Origin of the sequence: Streptomyces sp. S063 (assembly GCF_002832675.1) — a bacterium.
GTDB lineage: Bacteria > Actinomycetota > Actinomycetes > Streptomycetales > Streptomycetaceae > Streptomyces > Streptomyces sindenensis.
Genome location: NZ_CP021707.1, coordinates 6,248,736 through 6,264,056 on the forward strand (window position 1 = coordinate 6,248,736; position 15,321 = coordinate 6,264,056).

The 15,321-nt window shown below is 70.8% G+C and carries 11 protein-coding genes and 3 pseudogenes; 7 read left to right on the forward strand and 7 right to left on the reverse strand.

Annotated features, from left to right (window positions below):
- Nucleotides 1-640: 640 nt before the first annotated feature.
- The 4 genes from CCZ36_RS28505 (at nt 641) to CCZ36_RS28520 (ending at nt 5,479) form a co-directional block, all read left to right on the forward strand.
- Complete coding sequence (locus CCZ36_RS28505; protein ID WP_128818856.1) at nt 641-1,921, forward strand: cellulase family glycosylhydrolase; 1,281 nt, start codon at nt 641-643, stop codon at nt 1,919-1,921.
- 351 nt (nt 1,922-2,272) lie between these two features.
- A complete protein-coding gene (locus CCZ36_RS28510; RefSeq protein WP_128818857.1) occupies nt 2,273-3,598 on the forward strand; it encodes a phytase in 1,326 nt (441 codons plus the stop codon).
- A gap of 236 nt (nt 3,599-3,834) precedes the next feature.
- A complete protein-coding gene (locus tag CCZ36_RS28515; protein WP_128818858.1) occupies nt 3,835-4,818 on the forward strand; it encodes an acetylxylan esterase in 984 nt (327 codons plus the stop codon).
- Nucleotides 4,819-5,293: 475 nt separating this feature from the next.
- Nucleotides 5,294-5,479: a hypothetical protein gene (locus CCZ36_RS28520; RefSeq protein ID WP_069741402.1), complete on the forward strand. Its 186-nt coding sequence runs from the start codon at nt 5,294-5,296 to the stop codon at nt 5,477-5,479.
- 137 nt (nt 5,480-5,616) lie between these two features.
- Here the strand turns inward: CCZ36_RS28520 and CCZ36_RS28525 are convergent, their stop codons facing one another.
- From CCZ36_RS28525 to CCZ36_RS28535, 3 genes are all read right to left on the reverse strand, one after another.
- The gene (locus tag CCZ36_RS28525) at nt 5,617-7,146 is read right to left on the reverse strand and encodes a helix-turn-helix domain-containing protein (protein WP_069737891.1); all 1,530 of its coding nucleotides are present in this window, start codon (nt 7,144-7,146) and stop codon (nt 5,617-5,619) included.
- A gap of 196 nt (nt 7,147-7,342) precedes the next feature.
- Complete coding sequence (locus tag CCZ36_RS28530) at nt 7,343-7,993, reverse strand: TMEM175 family protein (protein ID WP_128818859.1); 651 nt, start codon at nt 7,991-7,993, stop codon at nt 7,343-7,345.
- A 38-nt stretch (nt 7,994-8,031) separates the two neighbouring features.
- The gene (locus tag CCZ36_RS28535; protein ID WP_069737893.1) at nt 8,032-8,484 is read right to left on the reverse strand and encodes a RidA family protein; all 453 of its coding nucleotides are present in this window, start codon (nt 8,482-8,484) and stop codon (nt 8,032-8,034) included.
- A gap of 161 nt (nt 8,485-8,645) precedes the next feature.
- On the opposite strand from CCZ36_RS28535, the gene CCZ36_RS28540 reads away from it, so the two are divergent.
- A complete protein-coding gene (locus CCZ36_RS28540) occupies nt 8,646-9,080 on the forward strand; it encodes a VOC family protein (protein WP_069737894.1) in 435 nt (144 codons plus the stop codon).
- A 32-nt stretch (nt 9,081-9,112) separates the two neighbouring features.
- Nucleotides 9,113-10,027, forward strand: a pseudogene (locus CCZ36_RS28545) (phosphotransferase); the annotation flags it as partial.
- Here CCZ36_RS28545 and CCZ36_RS36040 read toward each other — a convergent pair.
- From CCZ36_RS36040 to CCZ36_RS28560, 3 genes and pseudogenes are all read right to left on the reverse strand, one after another.
- Nucleotides 9,910-10,338, reverse strand: a pseudogene (locus CCZ36_RS36040) (alpha/beta fold hydrolase); the annotation flags it as partial. The pseudogenes CCZ36_RS28545 and CCZ36_RS36040 overlap by 118 nt on opposite strands.
- 23 nt (nt 10,339-10,361) lie before the next feature.
- Nucleotides 10,362-10,697 carry a YnfA family protein gene (locus tag CCZ36_RS28555; RefSeq protein ID WP_069737896.1) on the reverse strand — a complete coding sequence of 112 codons (336 nt, stop codon included), beginning with the start codon at nt 10,695-10,697 and terminating at the stop codon, nt 10,362-10,364.
- Between the two features lie 56 nt (nt 10,698-10,753).
- Entirely contained in the window at nt 10,754-11,578 is an 825-nt protein-coding gene (locus CCZ36_RS28560; protein ID WP_128818861.1) for a MerR family transcriptional regulator, read from the reverse strand.
- Nucleotides 11,579-11,898: 320 nt separating this feature from the next.
- Between CCZ36_RS28560 and acnA the strand changes: the two are divergent.
- Nucleotides 11,899-14,612: pseudogene (gene acnA, locus CCZ36_RS28565) on the forward strand (aconitate hydratase AcnA).
- Nucleotides 14,613-14,722: 110 nt separating this feature from the next.
- Here acnA and CCZ36_RS28570 read toward each other — a convergent pair.
- On the reverse strand, nt 14,723-15,214 hold the full coding sequence (locus tag CCZ36_RS28570; protein ID WP_237302756.1) for a hypothetical protein: 492 nt from the start codon (nt 15,212-15,214) through the stop codon (nt 14,723-14,725).
- Between the last annotated feature and the right edge of the window lie 107 nt (nt 15,215-15,321).

Here is a 15,321-nt window from a genome sequence, read left to right on the forward strand (position 1 = left end):
CATCGCTCAGGAACGCCACTGTGCCCGCTTCTGACAACGTTTTCTAGTAAACTGGTTTAGTTAAGTAAATGATTCGCAAAATCTCACGGACGGCGGGGGAGGAGCCACGCCCGTCTCCTTGTCGTCGAAGCGGTTCTTCGCCGAGCGGAAGGTGGCCGGGCGTTGCCGACCTCCTGTTATCGACGACCGTCCCGAGAGGGCGGGGCGAATTCCGGTGCGGTCGGCCGAGCGCATGCTCGCGGCGTTCTCGAATTGCGCGGAACGGGGGGTGAAACCTCTGCGACACGCCTATTGACATGGCTGGAACATTCGGTGCCTCATATGGGTGCGACATCCGGCCTCTGTCGGGAAACCGGGGCTCCGCAACTCAGTGGCCCCGGGGCTGCTTCCGTCCGCAGGTGCTCATCGGTGCCGACGCGTTACCGGGCGAACGTCACTCACGCGATCCGATTCCCGCCCTCCGTTCAGGCGACGGCAACGTTGTCCAGGAGGTAGCACGCCGCCCGCCCGCCGAGGCCGTCCCCGGACCGTGCGGCACGCGCAGTTGTCGGCCGAGCCGCTCGACAAGCCGTACCCGGATTGCCGTTGATCTTCCCGGACCAACCGCCAGGGCTGTTGCAGCCCCCACTTGAGGAGAGACATGAAACCTCCGCGGAGAAACACCCTGTACACGGTCGTCGCCATGACCGTGGCCGGCCTGGTCGGTGCCGTGCTGGCCGTCTTCGGAACGGCCACCAGCGCGGCAGCCGCCACGGGGCTGCGGGTCACCGACGGTCGTGTGTACGAGGCCAACGGAAACGAGTTCGTGATGCGTGGCGTGAACCATGCCCACGTCTGGTACCCGGGTGAGACCGGCTCGCTCGCCGACATCGCCGCCACCGGCGCCAACACGGTCCGGATCGTCCTCGGCAGCGGGGACCGCTGGACCAGGACCAGCGCCTCCGAAGTCTCCTCCCTGATCGGCCAGTGCAAGGCGAACAAGCTGATCTGCGTGCTGGAGGTGCACGACACGACCGGCTACGGAGAAGACGGTGCCGCCGCATCACTGGACCAGGCCGCGGACTACTGGGTCGACGTCAGGAGCGCCCTGGAGGGACAGGAGAACTACGTCGTCATCAACATCGGCAACGAGCCCTTCGGCAACACGGGCTACACCGCCTGGACCGAGGCCACCAAGAACGCGATCGGCAAGCTCCGCGGCGCCGGCCTCCACCACGCGCTGATGGTGGACGCACCCAACTGGGGCCAGGACTGGTCCAACACCATGAGGACCAACGCCGCCGCCGTCTTCGCCTCCGACCCGGACCGCAACACCATCTTCTCGATCCACATGTACGGGGTGTACGACACCGCTGCCGAGGTGCGGGACTACCTCAACCACTTCGTGAACAACGGACTGCCCATCGTGGTGGGTGAGTTCGGCGACGCGCACAGCGACGGCAACCCGGACGAGGACGCCATCATGGCGACCGCCCAGTCGCTGAAGGTGGGATACATCGGCTGGTCCTGGAGCGGGAACGGGAGCGGAGTCGAGTACCTCGACATGGTCAACGGCTTCGACGCGGACGCGCCCACCAGTTGGGGCAGCCGCTTCCTCACCGGGGCCAACGGCATCTCGACCACTTCCGAGCCCGCGACGGTCTACGGTGACGTCCCCGGCGGCGGGGGCGGCACGGCCCCGAACGGTTACCCCTACTGCCTGTCCGGTTCCTCGGACCCCGACGGTGACGGCTGGGGTTGGGAGAACAACCGCTCCTGCGTGGTCCGCGGCAGCTCGGCGGACCCGGGCAGCGGTGAGGGCGGCACGGCCCCGAACGGTTACCCCTACTGCCTGTCCGGTTCCTCGGACCCCGACGGTGACGGCTGGGGCTGGGAGAACAACCGCTCCTGCGTGGTCCGCGGCAGCTCGGCGGACGGCTGATCGTTCATGCCCCCGGAGCGGCGCCACGCCTGCCGGCCACGGCGGACAGGCGCCGCCCCCGGACCGCTCCCCGTGAGCGTCGGCTTCCGAAAGCCCTCGCCGCGGACGCGTTGCATCGGGCGGCGGCCCGGTCGTACCCGGGCCGCCTGCGCCGTCCGAGCGACATGCCTCCTGGAGCGCTCCAGACCGCCGCCCTCACGAGCGGATCCCGGCTCCGGCTTTGGACCGAGGCCGGCGGAGCTTCCATGAACGAAGAGAACTGACGGGGCGGCTGTTGTTCATCTCTGCTTCCGGTCGTCTCCAACCACGGCTTCTACGGTTTCGACCGGCTGTCCCCTACTGAGGAGTATCGTGAGCGCCACCGCTTTTACCGCCCTTGCCGCCACCTTGCTCATGGTGGCCGGGGGCCCGGCCCCCGCCTCCGGACCGGTGCTGGTCAACGCCGGCATCGAGACGCCCGCCGTGCACGACGACCCGGCCGGCGGCAACGCCGACGCCGACGACCCGGCCGTCTGGGTCGACCCGGAGCATCCCGGGCGCAGCATCGTCATCGGTACTCTCAAGGAGGCCGGACTCGATGTATACGGTCTCGACGGCAAGAGGATCCAGCACATCGCCGCGCCCCCGGCGCCGAGCGAGGAGGGCGCGGTCGGCCGTTTCAACAACGTGGACGTGATCTACGGCTTCGAACTCGGCGGGAAGAAGACCGACCTGGCGCTCGTGAGCGACCGGGGCCGCGACCGCGTCCGCGCCTTCGCCATCGACCCCACCGCTGTGGCGGCGGGCAGGCCGCCGCTCAAGGACGTCACCGCGCCGGACGTCAAGCCGGTCTTCGCCTCCGGCGAGTCCGAGGTGGAAGAGCAGCGAACGGCGTACGGGCTCACCGCGTTCAGCGATGACGACGACGCCTACGTCGTCGTGTCGCAGCGCGAGGAGACCCGCCTGCGCCTGCTGCAACTGAAGGACCGCGGTGGCAGGGTCGGTTACGAGACCGAGGACACGCTCTCGCTGCCCGGCAGCTTCGAGCTGCCCGACGGAACCGACTGGGCCCCGTGCGGCGACCCCGGGGAGCGTCCGCAGGTCGAGGGCATGGCGTTCGACCAGGAGGAGGGCGTCCTCTACGCCGCGCAGGAGGCCGTGGGCCTGTGGCGCATCGAGCTCGACGACGAGGAGTTCGACGACGCCGATCTGATCGACCGGGTCCGCGAGTACGGCACGCCGTGGACCTACGACGAGGAGGCGGACGAGGAGTGCGTCCTCGACACGGCGAACGACCCCGGCTACGGCGGCAAGCACCTGAGCGCCGACGCTGAGGGCGTCACGGTCTACCACGCGGCCGACGGCGCCGGGTACGTGCTCGCCTCCAGCCAGGGCGACGACACCTTCGCGGTGTACGAGCGGGAGGGCCGCAACGCCTACGTCGGTTCCTTCGCGGTCACCGGCGGCCCGGCCGTCGACGGCGTCCAGCACTCCGACGGCTCCATGGTCGTCAACGTGCCCTTGGGCGCGGCGTTCCCGCAGGGCCTGCTGATCACCCATGACGGCGACGACACCCCCGCGGACGGCGACCGGGAGGGCACCAACTTCAAGTTCACCCGGTGGGACGCCGTGGCCGGCGGATTCCCCGAGCCGCTGACGGTCGACACCACGTCGTTCGATCCCCGCGACGCGGGCTGATCCGATCGAGCCCCTGGCACGTGTCCCGCACGTGCCAGGGGCTCGCCTCGTGGAGGGCAGCGGCATCCCCGGCGGCACGGTGTGCGGCGGCAGTACGTGCGCGAGAAACCTGCCAACACCCCACCTGTGGTAGTACAGGAGGCCCGATCGGCCCCCTCCGGCGTTCATGCGGCTGCCGGAGGAGGCGGGAGAATCGGGCCTCCCGGACCACGCCTCACCCCGAAAGAGCAGGCCCCATGCCGTTCGCCGACCTCCGACCGGATCAACTGGACTCTTTTCGCGAGGAGATACCGGAGCCCGACGACTTCGACGCCTTCTGGGACGAGAGCCTCTCGCTGTCCCGCGACGCCGGAGGCGATCCGCGCCTCACACCTGTCCTCGACACGCTGATGTCCACCGTGGACATCCACGATCTACGGTTCCCCGGCTGGCGCGGCCAGACCGTTGCCGCCTGGTTCATCACCCCGGCCGGGGCCCGGGGCCAGCTGCCCACCGTGATCACGTACATCGGCTACAGCGGCGGCCGCGGCCTGCCCACCGATCACCTCGGCTATGCGTCGGCCGGGTACGCCCATCTCGTCGTCGACAGCCGCGGCCAGGGACACGACACTCCTGACCGCGACGAGAGCGGCGGCCCCCAATGGGTGCGGGGCTTCATGACCCGTGGCATCCAGGACCCGCGTGAGCACTACTACCGCCGCCTCATCACCGACTGCGTGCGGGCCGTCGACGCCGCACGGTGCTTGCCTCGGGTCGACCCCGACCGGATCATCGTCCAAGGAGCCAGCCAGGGGGGCGGGCTCACGCTCGCGGTCGCGGGACTGGCGGGCGGAGACATCGCGGCAGCCCTGCCCGACGTGCCGTTCCTGTGCCACTTCAGGCGAGGGGCGGAGACAGCCACCGAAGGGCCGTACACCGAAGTCGTCGACTACCTGCGCCACCACACCCGCGACGCCCCCGACCGCGCGTTCGCCACGCTCGGCTACTTCGACGGCGTGCACTTCGCACGGCGCGCCCAGGCTCCCGCCCTCTTCAGCGCGGGGTTGATGGACCCGGTCTGCCCACCGTCCACCGTCTACGCGGCGTACCACCGCTACGCGGCCCCCAAGGCCATCAAGGTCTGGCCCTTCGCCGACCATGCGGGAGGCCAGGGAGCCACCCTCCCGGCCCACCTGCGCTGGCTGCAGGGTCAGGGCCTGGCGCCCGCAGGCCGCGACTGAGGGCCCTTCCCACCTCACGCTGTCGCGTGGTGAAGGACGAGAGCGGGCCCTTCGCCACACCGCGCTCCATCACAGGGCGGCTCCGGATCGGCTCCAGGGCGTGGCCGCAGGCGCCAGAGGGCCTGACCGACGTTGTCGGCCAACTCGGTCAGGCCGGGCAGACCGGTATCTTCGGCGGCACCGGGATCCGTGTCCGCCGCCCGGCCCCCGGTCGCAAGGACCGGAACCGGCATCGCCCGCCATTCCTGACCGATCGTGAGGTGGTTGTTCCGGATCAGGTAGCGCGGGTCAATCGACGTGTCGGGCCCGTCCGTCGAGCGGCGCGTCGGCCTTGGGCTCCGGCAGGGGGAGGCGCTCGGGCTTTCCATGGAGGAGGACATCGACTTCGTCAAGGAAGTCGTCCACGTCCGGCGGCGGGTCACGATGGTGCGCGAGGCTGTGTTTCGCCCTCCCCAAGGGCCGCAAGGTACGGGACGTGCCGCTGCCATCCAGCGTGGCGCGGGCCCTCCAGCAGCACACGGAGCAGTTCGCGCCGATCCCGGTCACGCTGCCCTGGGACGACCCGACTCCAACAGAGACGCCGGTGGAAGCCGAACACCGGCGGCCGAGGACCTACGCGGGCGCACGGGGCAGCGCCGCTATCGACGCGATCTTCGCGTAGCCGTAGCCGTAGCCGGTCGGCAGAACCTGTGGAGCGTGGCTCGTAGCCCACGCGGGCCCAGAGTCCCAGAGATGCCGCCACACCCCTCCATGCCCCGCTCGGTAGCGGGTCAGACAGGGCGCGGCGGCATCCTCATCTCAAATGTCCCGGAAGATCTCGATCTGTGCGCCCACCGAGTTCAGCCGCTCGGCCAGTTCCTCGTAACCGCGGTTGATCACATAGACGTTGCGGAGTACGGAGGTGCCTTCGGCCGCCATCATCGCCAGCAGCACCACCACGGCGGGCCGCAGGGCGGGCGGGCACATCATCTCGGCGGCGCGCCAGCGCGTCGGGCCCTCGACCAGGACCCGGTGGGGGTCGAGGAGTTGGAGGCGGCCGCCGAGGCGGTTGAGGTCGGTGAGGTAGATCGCGCGGTTGTCGTAGACCCAGTCGTGGATCAGGGTCTGGCCGTGCGCCGCGGCGGCGATCGCCGCGAAGAACGGGACGTTGTCGATGTTGAGGCCGGGGAACGGCATCGGGTGGATCTTGTCGATCGGCGCCTCCAGCTTGGAGGGCCGGACGGTGAGGTCCACCAGGCGGGTGCGGGCGTTGTCGGCCGCGTACTCCGGGGTGCGGTCGCAGTCGACGCCCATCTCCTCCAGGACGGCGAGCTCGATCTCCAGGAACTCGATGGGCACCCGGCGGATGGTGAGTTCGGACTCGGTGACCACGGCGGCTGCCAGCAGGCTCATCGCCTCGACCGGGTCCTCGGAGGGGGAGTAGTCCACGTCCACGTCGATCTGCGGGATCCCGTGCACGGTGAGCGTCGTCGTCCCGACCCCGTCGACCCGTACGCCCAGGGCCTCCAGGAAGAAGCACAGGTCCTGGACCATGTAGTTGGACGAGGCGTTGCGGATGACCGTCGTGCCGTCGTGCCGGGCGGCGGCCAGCAGGGCGTTCTCGGTCACCGTGTCACCGCGTTCGGTCAGCACGATGGGCCGGTCCGGGGCGACGGTGCGGTCGACCTGCGCGTGGTACAGGCCCTCCGTCGCGGCGATCTCCAGGCCGAAGCGGCGCAGCGCGATCATGTGCGGCTCGATCGTGCGGGTGCCCAGGTCGCAGCCGCCCGCGTACGGCAGGGTGAACTGCTCCGTCCGGTGCAGCAGCGGTCCCAGGAACATGATGATCGAGCGGGTCCGGCGTGCGGCGTCGGCGTCGATCGCCGCCAGGTCCAGCTGCGCGGGCGGCACGATCTCCAGGTCCACACCGTCGTTGACCCAGCGGGTGCGCACTCCGATGGAGTTGAGCACCTCCAGGAGCCGGAACACCTCCTCGATCCGGGCCACCCGGCGCAGGACGGTGCGCCCCTTGTTGAGCAGCGAAGCGCACAGCAGCGCCACGCAGGCGTTCTTGCTGGTCTTGACGTCGATCGCCCCGGAGAGCCGTCGGCCGCCGACGACCCGCAGATGCATGGGACCGGCGTACCCGAGCGACACGATCTCGCTGTCGAGGGCCTCGCCGATGCGGGCGATCATCTCAAGGCTGATGTTCTGGTTGCCGCGCTCGATGCGGTTGACGGCGCTCTGGCTCGTGCCGAGAGCCTCGGCCAACTGCGTCTGTGTCCAGCCCCGATGCTGACGGGCGTCACGGATGAGCTTGCCGATACGTACGAGGTAGTCGTCTGACATGTCGGCAGGCTATCTCAGATATGAGATGAGAATGCTGTGGGGGTGTGCCGTTCGAGTGACGGGCCTGTACCGGCTCCGCACGGCCGGGTCTCCCCATCGTCGCCCGGCCGGGAGGAGACGGCGAGGCCGGTACGTCCGTACGGGGAAGGGGCCGTCCCTTGCGCGCTCAACTCGCCCGGCCGCCCCGCCGGCCCGCTCAGCTCGCCCGGCCGTGCCGGCGGCCGGTGGCCCGCTTCCGGCGGGTGAGGGTGAGCTTGATGGGGACCAGCGCCAGCCAGCACCACATGGCCGCGACGGGAGAGACGAGGTAGGCGACCGGCGCGGTCGCGGCGAAGAGCGCGGCGGTCGAGGCCAGATCGGCGGTGACCGCCCGGCCCGCATCGCCGCGGGAGGCCTCCGTCGCGTGCTCCGTCCTCCGGCCGGTCAGGAACATCGCCAGCTCCAGCAGGTTCGTGACGGCGACCATGCCCGCGTACACGGCCACGGTCAGCGGGCGCGCGGCGTACTCGGAGAGCAGCGCCGTCGGGAACGGGACGAGGGCGATGGCGCCCAGCCACATCAGCGCGAACCGCAGCGCCACCCCCTCGAAGCGCGGGACGAGACGGACGATCAGCCGGTGGTCGCGCCAGAAGCCCGCCAGGATCGTGAAACTCAGGACGTACGCGCCGAGGTCCGGCAGCGCGCGGCGCACGGCATCAATGAACTCGTCCTTGTACAGCCCCGGTTCGACGTGGAGGTCCAGGACCAGCAGGGTCATCGCGATGGCGAAGATCCCGTCGGACAGGGTCGTCAGACGGTCCGCGCTCTTCTCGTCGGCCTTTTCGGCGGCGGCTCGGGCATCGCTCACCGGCTCAGGCTGAGGGGGCGGCGAGTCTCACCCTGTCATTACGCCGACGGCGGGCAAGCCGCTCCTTCGGGCTGAGGCTCGTCGAGGACGGCGGCCACCGCTTCGATCTCGACGAGCTGGTCGGCGTAGCCGAGCACGGTGACGCCCATCAGGGTGCTGGGCACATCGTGGTCGCCGAAGGCATCCCGGACCACCTGCCAGGCGGCCACGAGATCCTCCTGCCGGGCCGAGGCCACGAGGACGCGGGTGCTGATGACGTCCTCGACCGAGGCGCCGGCGTCGGCGAGCGCGGTCCGCAGATTCGCCACGGCCCGCGCCGCCTGGCCGGCGTAGTCGCCGACGGCCACGGTCCCGCCGTGCTCGTCGAGCGGACACGCGCCGGCGAGGAAGATCAGCCGGGACCCGGCGGGTGCCGTGGCCGCGTAGGCGTACTCGGCGACGTCGGAGAGGGTACGGGAACGGATCAGCGAAACGGCGCTGGTGCGGGTCACGACGGTTGCGTCTCCTGCGGGCTGGGCGTGTCGGGACTGGACGGCGCCATCCTTCCAGCGCCCCCCTTTTCCACAGCAACCCGGGTGGTGGCCCGGCAGCGAGGAAACAGCGAGGAAATCCGGAGGCTCGTCGGGGGGGGGCGCTCCTCTACGGTGGCCCGATGACGTCGATCAGGCAGGTCCAAATCACCTTCGACTGCGCGTCGCCCACGCGCGTGGCCCACTTCTGGTGCGAGGTGTTGGGGTACGTCGTACCGCCGACGCCGGAGGGGTTTGCCAGTTGGGACGATTACGCTCTCTCCCTGCCGCCGGAGAAGCGGGACGCGGGGTTCGCCTGTCAGGACCCCACGGGGGCGGGCCCGCGGCTGTACTTCCAGCGTGTGCCCGAGGGCAAGACCGTCAAGAACCGCGTGCACCTCGATGTGCGGGTCGGTACCGGGCTCGTCGGGGAGGAGCGCCTCGCCGCACTGGAGGCCGAGTGCGCGCGGCTCCTGCCGCTCGGCGCGAAGCGCGTACGCCTGCTCCTCGCCGACGAGGAGAACGAGTCCTGCCTCGTGATGCAGGACGTCGAGGGCAACGAGTTCTGCCTCGACTGACCGGCCGGGCCCGCCCGGTACCGTGGCGCGGCATGACCGACGCGGACTCCGGCACTGCCGCCGGCATCGAGATCACGGCGGACCTGGTCCATGACCTGCTCCGGGAGCAGCATCCGGATCTCGCGGAGCTGGCCGTCCGCGAGGTCGTGGGCGGCTGGGACAACCAGCAGTGGCGCCTCGGCGACGAGTTGGCCGTACGCATGCCGCGTACGGAACGCGCCCCGGAGCTTCAGCGCAAGGAGTGCCGGTGGCTGCCCCACCTCGCTCCCCGTCTGCCGCTCCCCGTCCCGCGCCCGGTACGGGTCGGGGAGCCGTCCGCCCGCTTCCCGAAGCGGTGGACGATCATGACGTGGGTCCCCGGCGATCCGCTGGACCGCACCTCGATCAGCCGTGGCGACCACGCGGCGGACACCTTGGCGGACTTCCTGAGGGCGCTCCATGCGGCGGCCCCCGCCGAGGCCCCGGGTGTGGTGGACCGGGGCGCTCACCCGGGCGCGTACACCGAAGGCTTCGACCACCTCTTGCGGTCCGTCGCCCTCGGCGGCAGAGGCGACGGGGCCCGGGCCGTCTGGGACGACGCGGTCGCCGCCCCCGCGTGGGAGGGCCCGCCGGTCTGGGTGCACGGTGACCTCCACCCCGCGAACGTCGTCGTGTCCGACGGGACGCTCTCGGGCGTGATCGACTTCGGCGACCTGTTCGCCGGAGATCCGTCGTGGGACCTCGCGGCCGCCTGGGTCGTCCTTCCCCGGGGCGGGGCCGCGCGGTTCTTCGACGCGTACGCGCGGGCGGACGGGGCCACGATCCGGCGCGCCCGTGGACTGGCCGCGCTGAAGAGCCTGTTCCTCATGCTCATGGGCCACAACGGGGACCGCGGGCTCCCCGGCGGCAAGCCGGCCTGGGGACCCGCCGGCCGGGCGGCGCTCGATCGCGCCCTCGGCACCGACGTGGGGTGACCGCGCGCAGGGTGCCGGCCGCGTGCGCGACCGGACGCTCGGGCGAACTCCAGCGAGACATAACCGCCGAGCGAGTGCCCCACGACCACGGCCGGGCCGCCGCCGAGCGACTCCACCGCGGCGGCGACGACCTCCGTCGCCGCGCGCGGACTCCAGGGCTGCGCCGAGCGCACTCCGTGGCCCGGAAGGCCGTCGGCGGCGACCGGGGGCTCCTCTTGGAGTGCGGCGAGTCGCGTGCTCCACTGCCCCGCGCTGAAACGAGTCCCGTGCACGAAGACGATGGGCGGTGCGTCGGCTGTTGTCATCGCCCCCGAGCGAGACCCCCAGATCAGTGGCCGCGCGGCGCGTACATGATCACGGCCATGCCGGCCAGGCAGACCAGGGCCCCGATGATGTCGAAGCGGTCCGGGCGGTAACCGTCGGCGACCATGCCCCAGGCGATCGACCCGGCGACGAAGACGCCGCCGTACGCCGCGAGGATCCGGCCGAAGTTGTCGTCGCTCTGGAAGGTGGCGACCACGCCGTACAGCCCCAGCGCGATGACACCCGCGCCGACCCACACCCACCCCTTGTGCTCCCGCATGCCTTGCCAGACCAGCCAGGCTCCCCCGATCTCGAACAGCGCGGCGACGACGAACAGGGCGATGGAACGGGCGACGAGCACGGTGGAGGGCTTCCTGGTGAGAGGTGGCTGGGGCGGGGGAGGGCGGGGCGACAGCGTCAGTCGGTGGAGCCGAAGAGGTCTGTCAGCAGCGCACCCCCGTCGGTGGGCGCGCGGACCTCCAGGTGCAGATTCGGGCCGTCGAGGTGGAGGCGGAAGTCGAAGAACGGGCAGCACCCCTGCTCCGCGGCTGCCAGCTCGGCGATGCGCGTGACCTGCTCGACGGGCAGGGTCAACCGCAGCCCTTCGGGTACGGCTGCCCGGGCCGCGCCGTCGACGGCCGCGCGCCACCGCGCGGTGCGCTCCTGCCGTCCCCTGCCGGGCAGCGAGCACGCCTCCGGCGCGGCGCGCCACCGCTCCGCCTCCTGCCCGGCGGCCCGCCTTCCGGGCGACAGGACGACATCGACCCGCTGCCCACCACGAGCCCCGCTGGAGACGGGGGCCGAGTCCGGGGCAGGCCCCGGGCCCGCGCCCGGCCCCGGGGCCGGGAAGCCGCACTCCGGGTCGCACCGGCCGGCCCGGTCCGGCAGTGCGTCCAGGCGGGTCAGGGCGCCGCGCAGGGAAGCGGTGAAAGCCGCCGGCTCGGCGGCGCGGGCCTCGGCCTCGGCGAGCCGGGCGGAGATCCGGGGCCGCAGGCCGGCCTTCACCTCGCGGCAGGCGCCGGCCTCCCACACTCCGACCAGCCGGCCGATCTCCTCCGGCGCGAGACCCAGACGCTTGGCCGCGCCGATGAACGCCAGGCGGTCGATCGCGTCCTCGGCGTACATCCGGTACCCGGCGGGGGTCCGGCCGGCGGACAGCAGCCCCGCGCTCTCGTAGAACCGCAGGGTCGTGGCCGGCACCCCGCTGCGCTCGGCGAGCTGGGAGATCCGCAGGGAGGTCATGCCACCGACCGTAGACCTTCCACCCGGCTGGAAGGTCAAGGGTCGTCGCTCAGGCCGTGGCCGTATCGAGCGCGCCGCGTCAAGCGGTCCGTGTGTCGGCGCGGTCACAGGGCACCTGGGCATGACCGCGCGGCGGCTATGTACTAGAGTTATCTCGACATCGAGATATCTGCCGAGGCGCACCACAGCCGCCGCCCAGTAAGGGTTACCTAACTAATCCTTACCTTAGCGGATGGCCGGAGCCGTAGGTGGCAAAACGCGGCGCCGGCTGCCAATGAGGCGCGGCGCGGTAGACGCGCACATTGAAGAAGGAGACTGTCGTGTCGGCGAACAGCTTCGACGCCCGCAGCACGCTGCGCGTGGGCGACGAGTCGTACGAGATCTTCAAGCTGGACAAGGTAGAGGGCTCCGCGCGCCTCCCGTACAGCCTGAAGGTCCTGCTGGAGAACCTGCTCCGTACCGAGGACGGCGCGAACATCACCGCCGACCACATCCGGGCCATCGGCGGCTGGGACTCCCAGGCGCAGCCCAGCCAGGAGATCCAGTTCACGCCGGCCCGCGTGATCATGCAGGACTTCACCGGCGTCCCGTGTGTCGTGGACCTCGCCACCATGCGTGAGGCCGTCAAGGAGCTGGGCGGCGACCCGGCGAAGATCAACCCGCTGGCCCCGGCCGAGCTGGTCATCGACCACTCCGTCATCGCCGACAAGTTCGGTACGAAGGAGGCCTTCGGCCAGAACGTCGAGCTGGAGTACGGCCGCAACAAGGAGCGCTACCAGTTCCTGCGCTGGGGCCAGACCGCCTTCGACGAGTTCAAGGTCGTCCCCCCGGGCACCGGCATCGTCCACCAGGTGAACATCGAGCACCTGGCCCGTACGGTCATGGTCCGGGGTGGCCAGGCGTACCCCGACACCCTCGTCGGCACCGACTCGCACACCACCATGGTCAACGGCCTCGGTGTGCTCGGCTGGGGCGTCGGCGGCATCGAGGCCGAGGCGGCCATGCTCGGCCAGCCGGTCTCCATGCTGATCCCGCGCGTCGTCGGCTTCAAGCTGACCGGCGAGCTCCCGGCCGGCACCACCGCCACCGACCTCGTGCTGACCATCACCGAGATGCTCCGCAAGCACGGCGTCGTCGGCAAGTTCGTCGAGTTCTACGGTGAGGGCGTCGCCGCCACCTCGCTCGCCAACCGCGCCACCATCGGCAACATGTCGCCGGAGTTCGGCTCCACCGCCGCGATCTTCCCGATCGACGACGAGACGCTGAAGTACCTGCGTCTGACCGGCCGTGACGAGCAGCAGGTCGCGCTCGTCGAGGCGTACGCCAAGGAGCAGGGCCTCTGGCTGGACCCGAAGGCCGAGCCCGACTTCTCCGAGAAGCTGGAGCTCGACCTCGCCACGGTCGTCCCCTCCATCGCCGGCCCGAAGCGCCCGCAGGACCGCATCGTCCTGGCCAACGCCAAGGAGCAGTTCGCCCGCGACGTCCGCAACTACGTCTCGGACGACGAGGAGGCGGGCAAGGAGTCCTTCCCGGCCTCCGACGCCCCGGCCGTCTCCAACGGCGTCCCGTCGAAGCCGACCACCGTCACGGCCCCCGACGGCTCGACGTACGAGATCGACCACGGCGCCGTCACCGTCGCCGCGATCACCTCCTGCACCAACACCTCGAACCCCTACGTCATGGTCGCCGCCGCGCTCGTGGCGAAGAAGGCCGTCGAGAAGGGCCTGACCCGCAAGCCGTGGGTCAAGACGACCCTCGCCCCGGGCTCGAAGGTCGTCACCGACTACTTCGACAAGGCGGGTCTGACCCCGTACCTCGACAAGGTCGGCTTCAACCTCGTCGGCTACGGCTGCACCACCTGCATCGGCAACTCCGGCCCGCTGCCGGAGGAGGTCTCCAAGGCCGTCAACGACAACGACCTCGCGGTCACGTCGGTCCTCTCCGGCAACCGCAACTTCGAGGGCCGCATCAACCCCGACGTCAAGATGAACTACCTGGCGTCCCCGCCGCTGGTCGTCGCGTACGCCATCGCCGGTTCGATGAAGGTCGACATCACCAAGGACGCCCTGGGCATCGACCAGGACGGCAAGCCGGTCTTCCTGGCCGACATCTGGCCGACCGAGGCCGAGGTCAACGACGTCGTGGCGAACGCCATCGGCGAGGACATGTTCAACAAGTCCTACCAGGACGTCTTCGCGGGCGACGCCCAGTGGCAGGCGCTCCCCATCCCGACCGGCAACACCTTCGAGTGGGACTCCGAGTCCACCTACGTGCGCAAGCCCCCGTACTTCGAGGGCATGGCGATGGACCCGTCCCCGGTCGAGGACATCACCGGCGCCCGCGTCCTGGCCAAGCTCGGCGACTCGGTCACCACCGACCACATCTCCCCGGCCGGCGCCATCAAGGCCGACACCCCGGCCGGCAAGTACCTCACGGAGCACGGCATCGAGCGCCGTGACTTCAACTCCTACGGCTCGCGCCGTGGTAACCACGAGGTCATGATCCGCGGTACGTTCGCCAACATCCGCCTGCGCAACCAGATCGCGCCGGGCACCGAGGGCGGCTACACCCGCGACTTCACCCAGGACGGCGGTCCGGTGTCGTTCATCTACGACGCCTCGCAGAACTACCAGGCGGCCGGCACCCCGCTCGCGATCCTGGCGGGCAAGGAGTACGGCTCCGGCTCGTCCCGCGACTGGGCCGCCAAGGGCACCGCGCTCCTCGGCGTCAAGGCCGTCATCGCCGAGTCCTACGAGCGCATCCACCGCTCGAACCTCATCGGCATGGGCGTCCTGCCGCTCCAGTTCCCCGAGGGCCAGAACGCCGAGACCCTCGGCCTCACCGGCGAGGAGGCCTTCTCCTTCACCGGCGTCACCGAGCTGAACAACGGCACCACCCCCGTACGGTCAAGGTCACCACCGACACCGGGGTGGAGTTCGACGCGGTCGTCCGCATCGACACCCCCGGCGAGGCCGACTACTACCGCAACGGCGGCATCCTGCAGTACGTGCTCCGCAGCCTGATCCGCAGCTGATCAGCCTGATGCGCCGCCGAGCGGTGGCCGGCACAACGCGAGGGCCGCGCCCCGGGATTCCCGGGGCGCGGCCCTCGCGCCGTTTCCGGGGCCGCGGCCCGGGGCCCGCCTCAGTCCGCGGGCCCCGACGGTGTGCGCCAGATGTCGCTGATCCGGCAGGTCGTGCCGCGCGGCACCTCACCGACGTCCTGCGCCTTCCTCACCGCGCTCGCGCCGGGCTCCAGGGCGACCACTCCCGCCCCGCCCTCCGCGACCCTGACGCCGTCCTTGTCGAGGAACTCGATCATGATGGTGTAGCTGGCCGTCGTCGACGAGCCGTTCACGACCTTCACCTTCGCCGCCTGCCAGCCGATCTGCGGATCACGGGTGCAGGCCGTGATCGTGACGTCCTTCTCCGCGTCGGGCTCCGGGGCGGCCTCCGCCGGGCCCTCGTCGTACGGTTCCTCGTCGTACGGCCCGGAGCCCTCCTCGTACGGCTCCGAGTAGGGCGCCTCCGACCGCGGCGGCAGCGCGATGGAGTCCTCGAAGGAGTCCATCGCGGAGAAGACGAGCGCCACCACCGCTCCCGCCACGACGAGCGCACCGCCCACGGCGAGCGTCACGATCAGCCCCGTGTGCTGCTTCCGCGGCGGCCCCGCGGGCGCGGCCCACGGCGAAGGCCGCTCCGGAGGCGCCCCCATCGGAGGCCGGTGTTCCTGCTGCGGCTGTT

Excerpts from the sequence above, each read along its gene's own strand:
- CCZ36_RS28505 (WP_128818856.1), top strand. The coding sequence starts at position 641 with ATGAAACCTCCGCGGAGAAACACCCTGTACACGGTCGTCGCCATGACC.
- CCZ36_RS28515 (WP_128818858.1), top strand. The coding sequence starts at position 3,835 with ATGCCGTTCGCCGACCTCCGACCGGATCAACTGGACTCTTTTCGCGAG.
- CCZ36_RS28525 (WP_069737891.1), bottom strand. The coding sequence starts at position 7,146 with ATGTCAGACGACTACCTCGTACGTATCGGCAAGCTCATCCGTGACGCC.
- CCZ36_RS28540 (WP_069737894.1), top strand. The coding sequence starts at position 8,646 with ATGACGTCGATCAGGCAGGTCCAAATCACCTTCGACTGCGCGTCGCCC.
- CCZ36_RS28560 (WP_128818861.1), bottom strand. The coding sequence starts at position 11,578 with ATGACCTCCCTGCGGATCTCCCAGCTCGCCGAGCGCAGCGGGGTGCCG.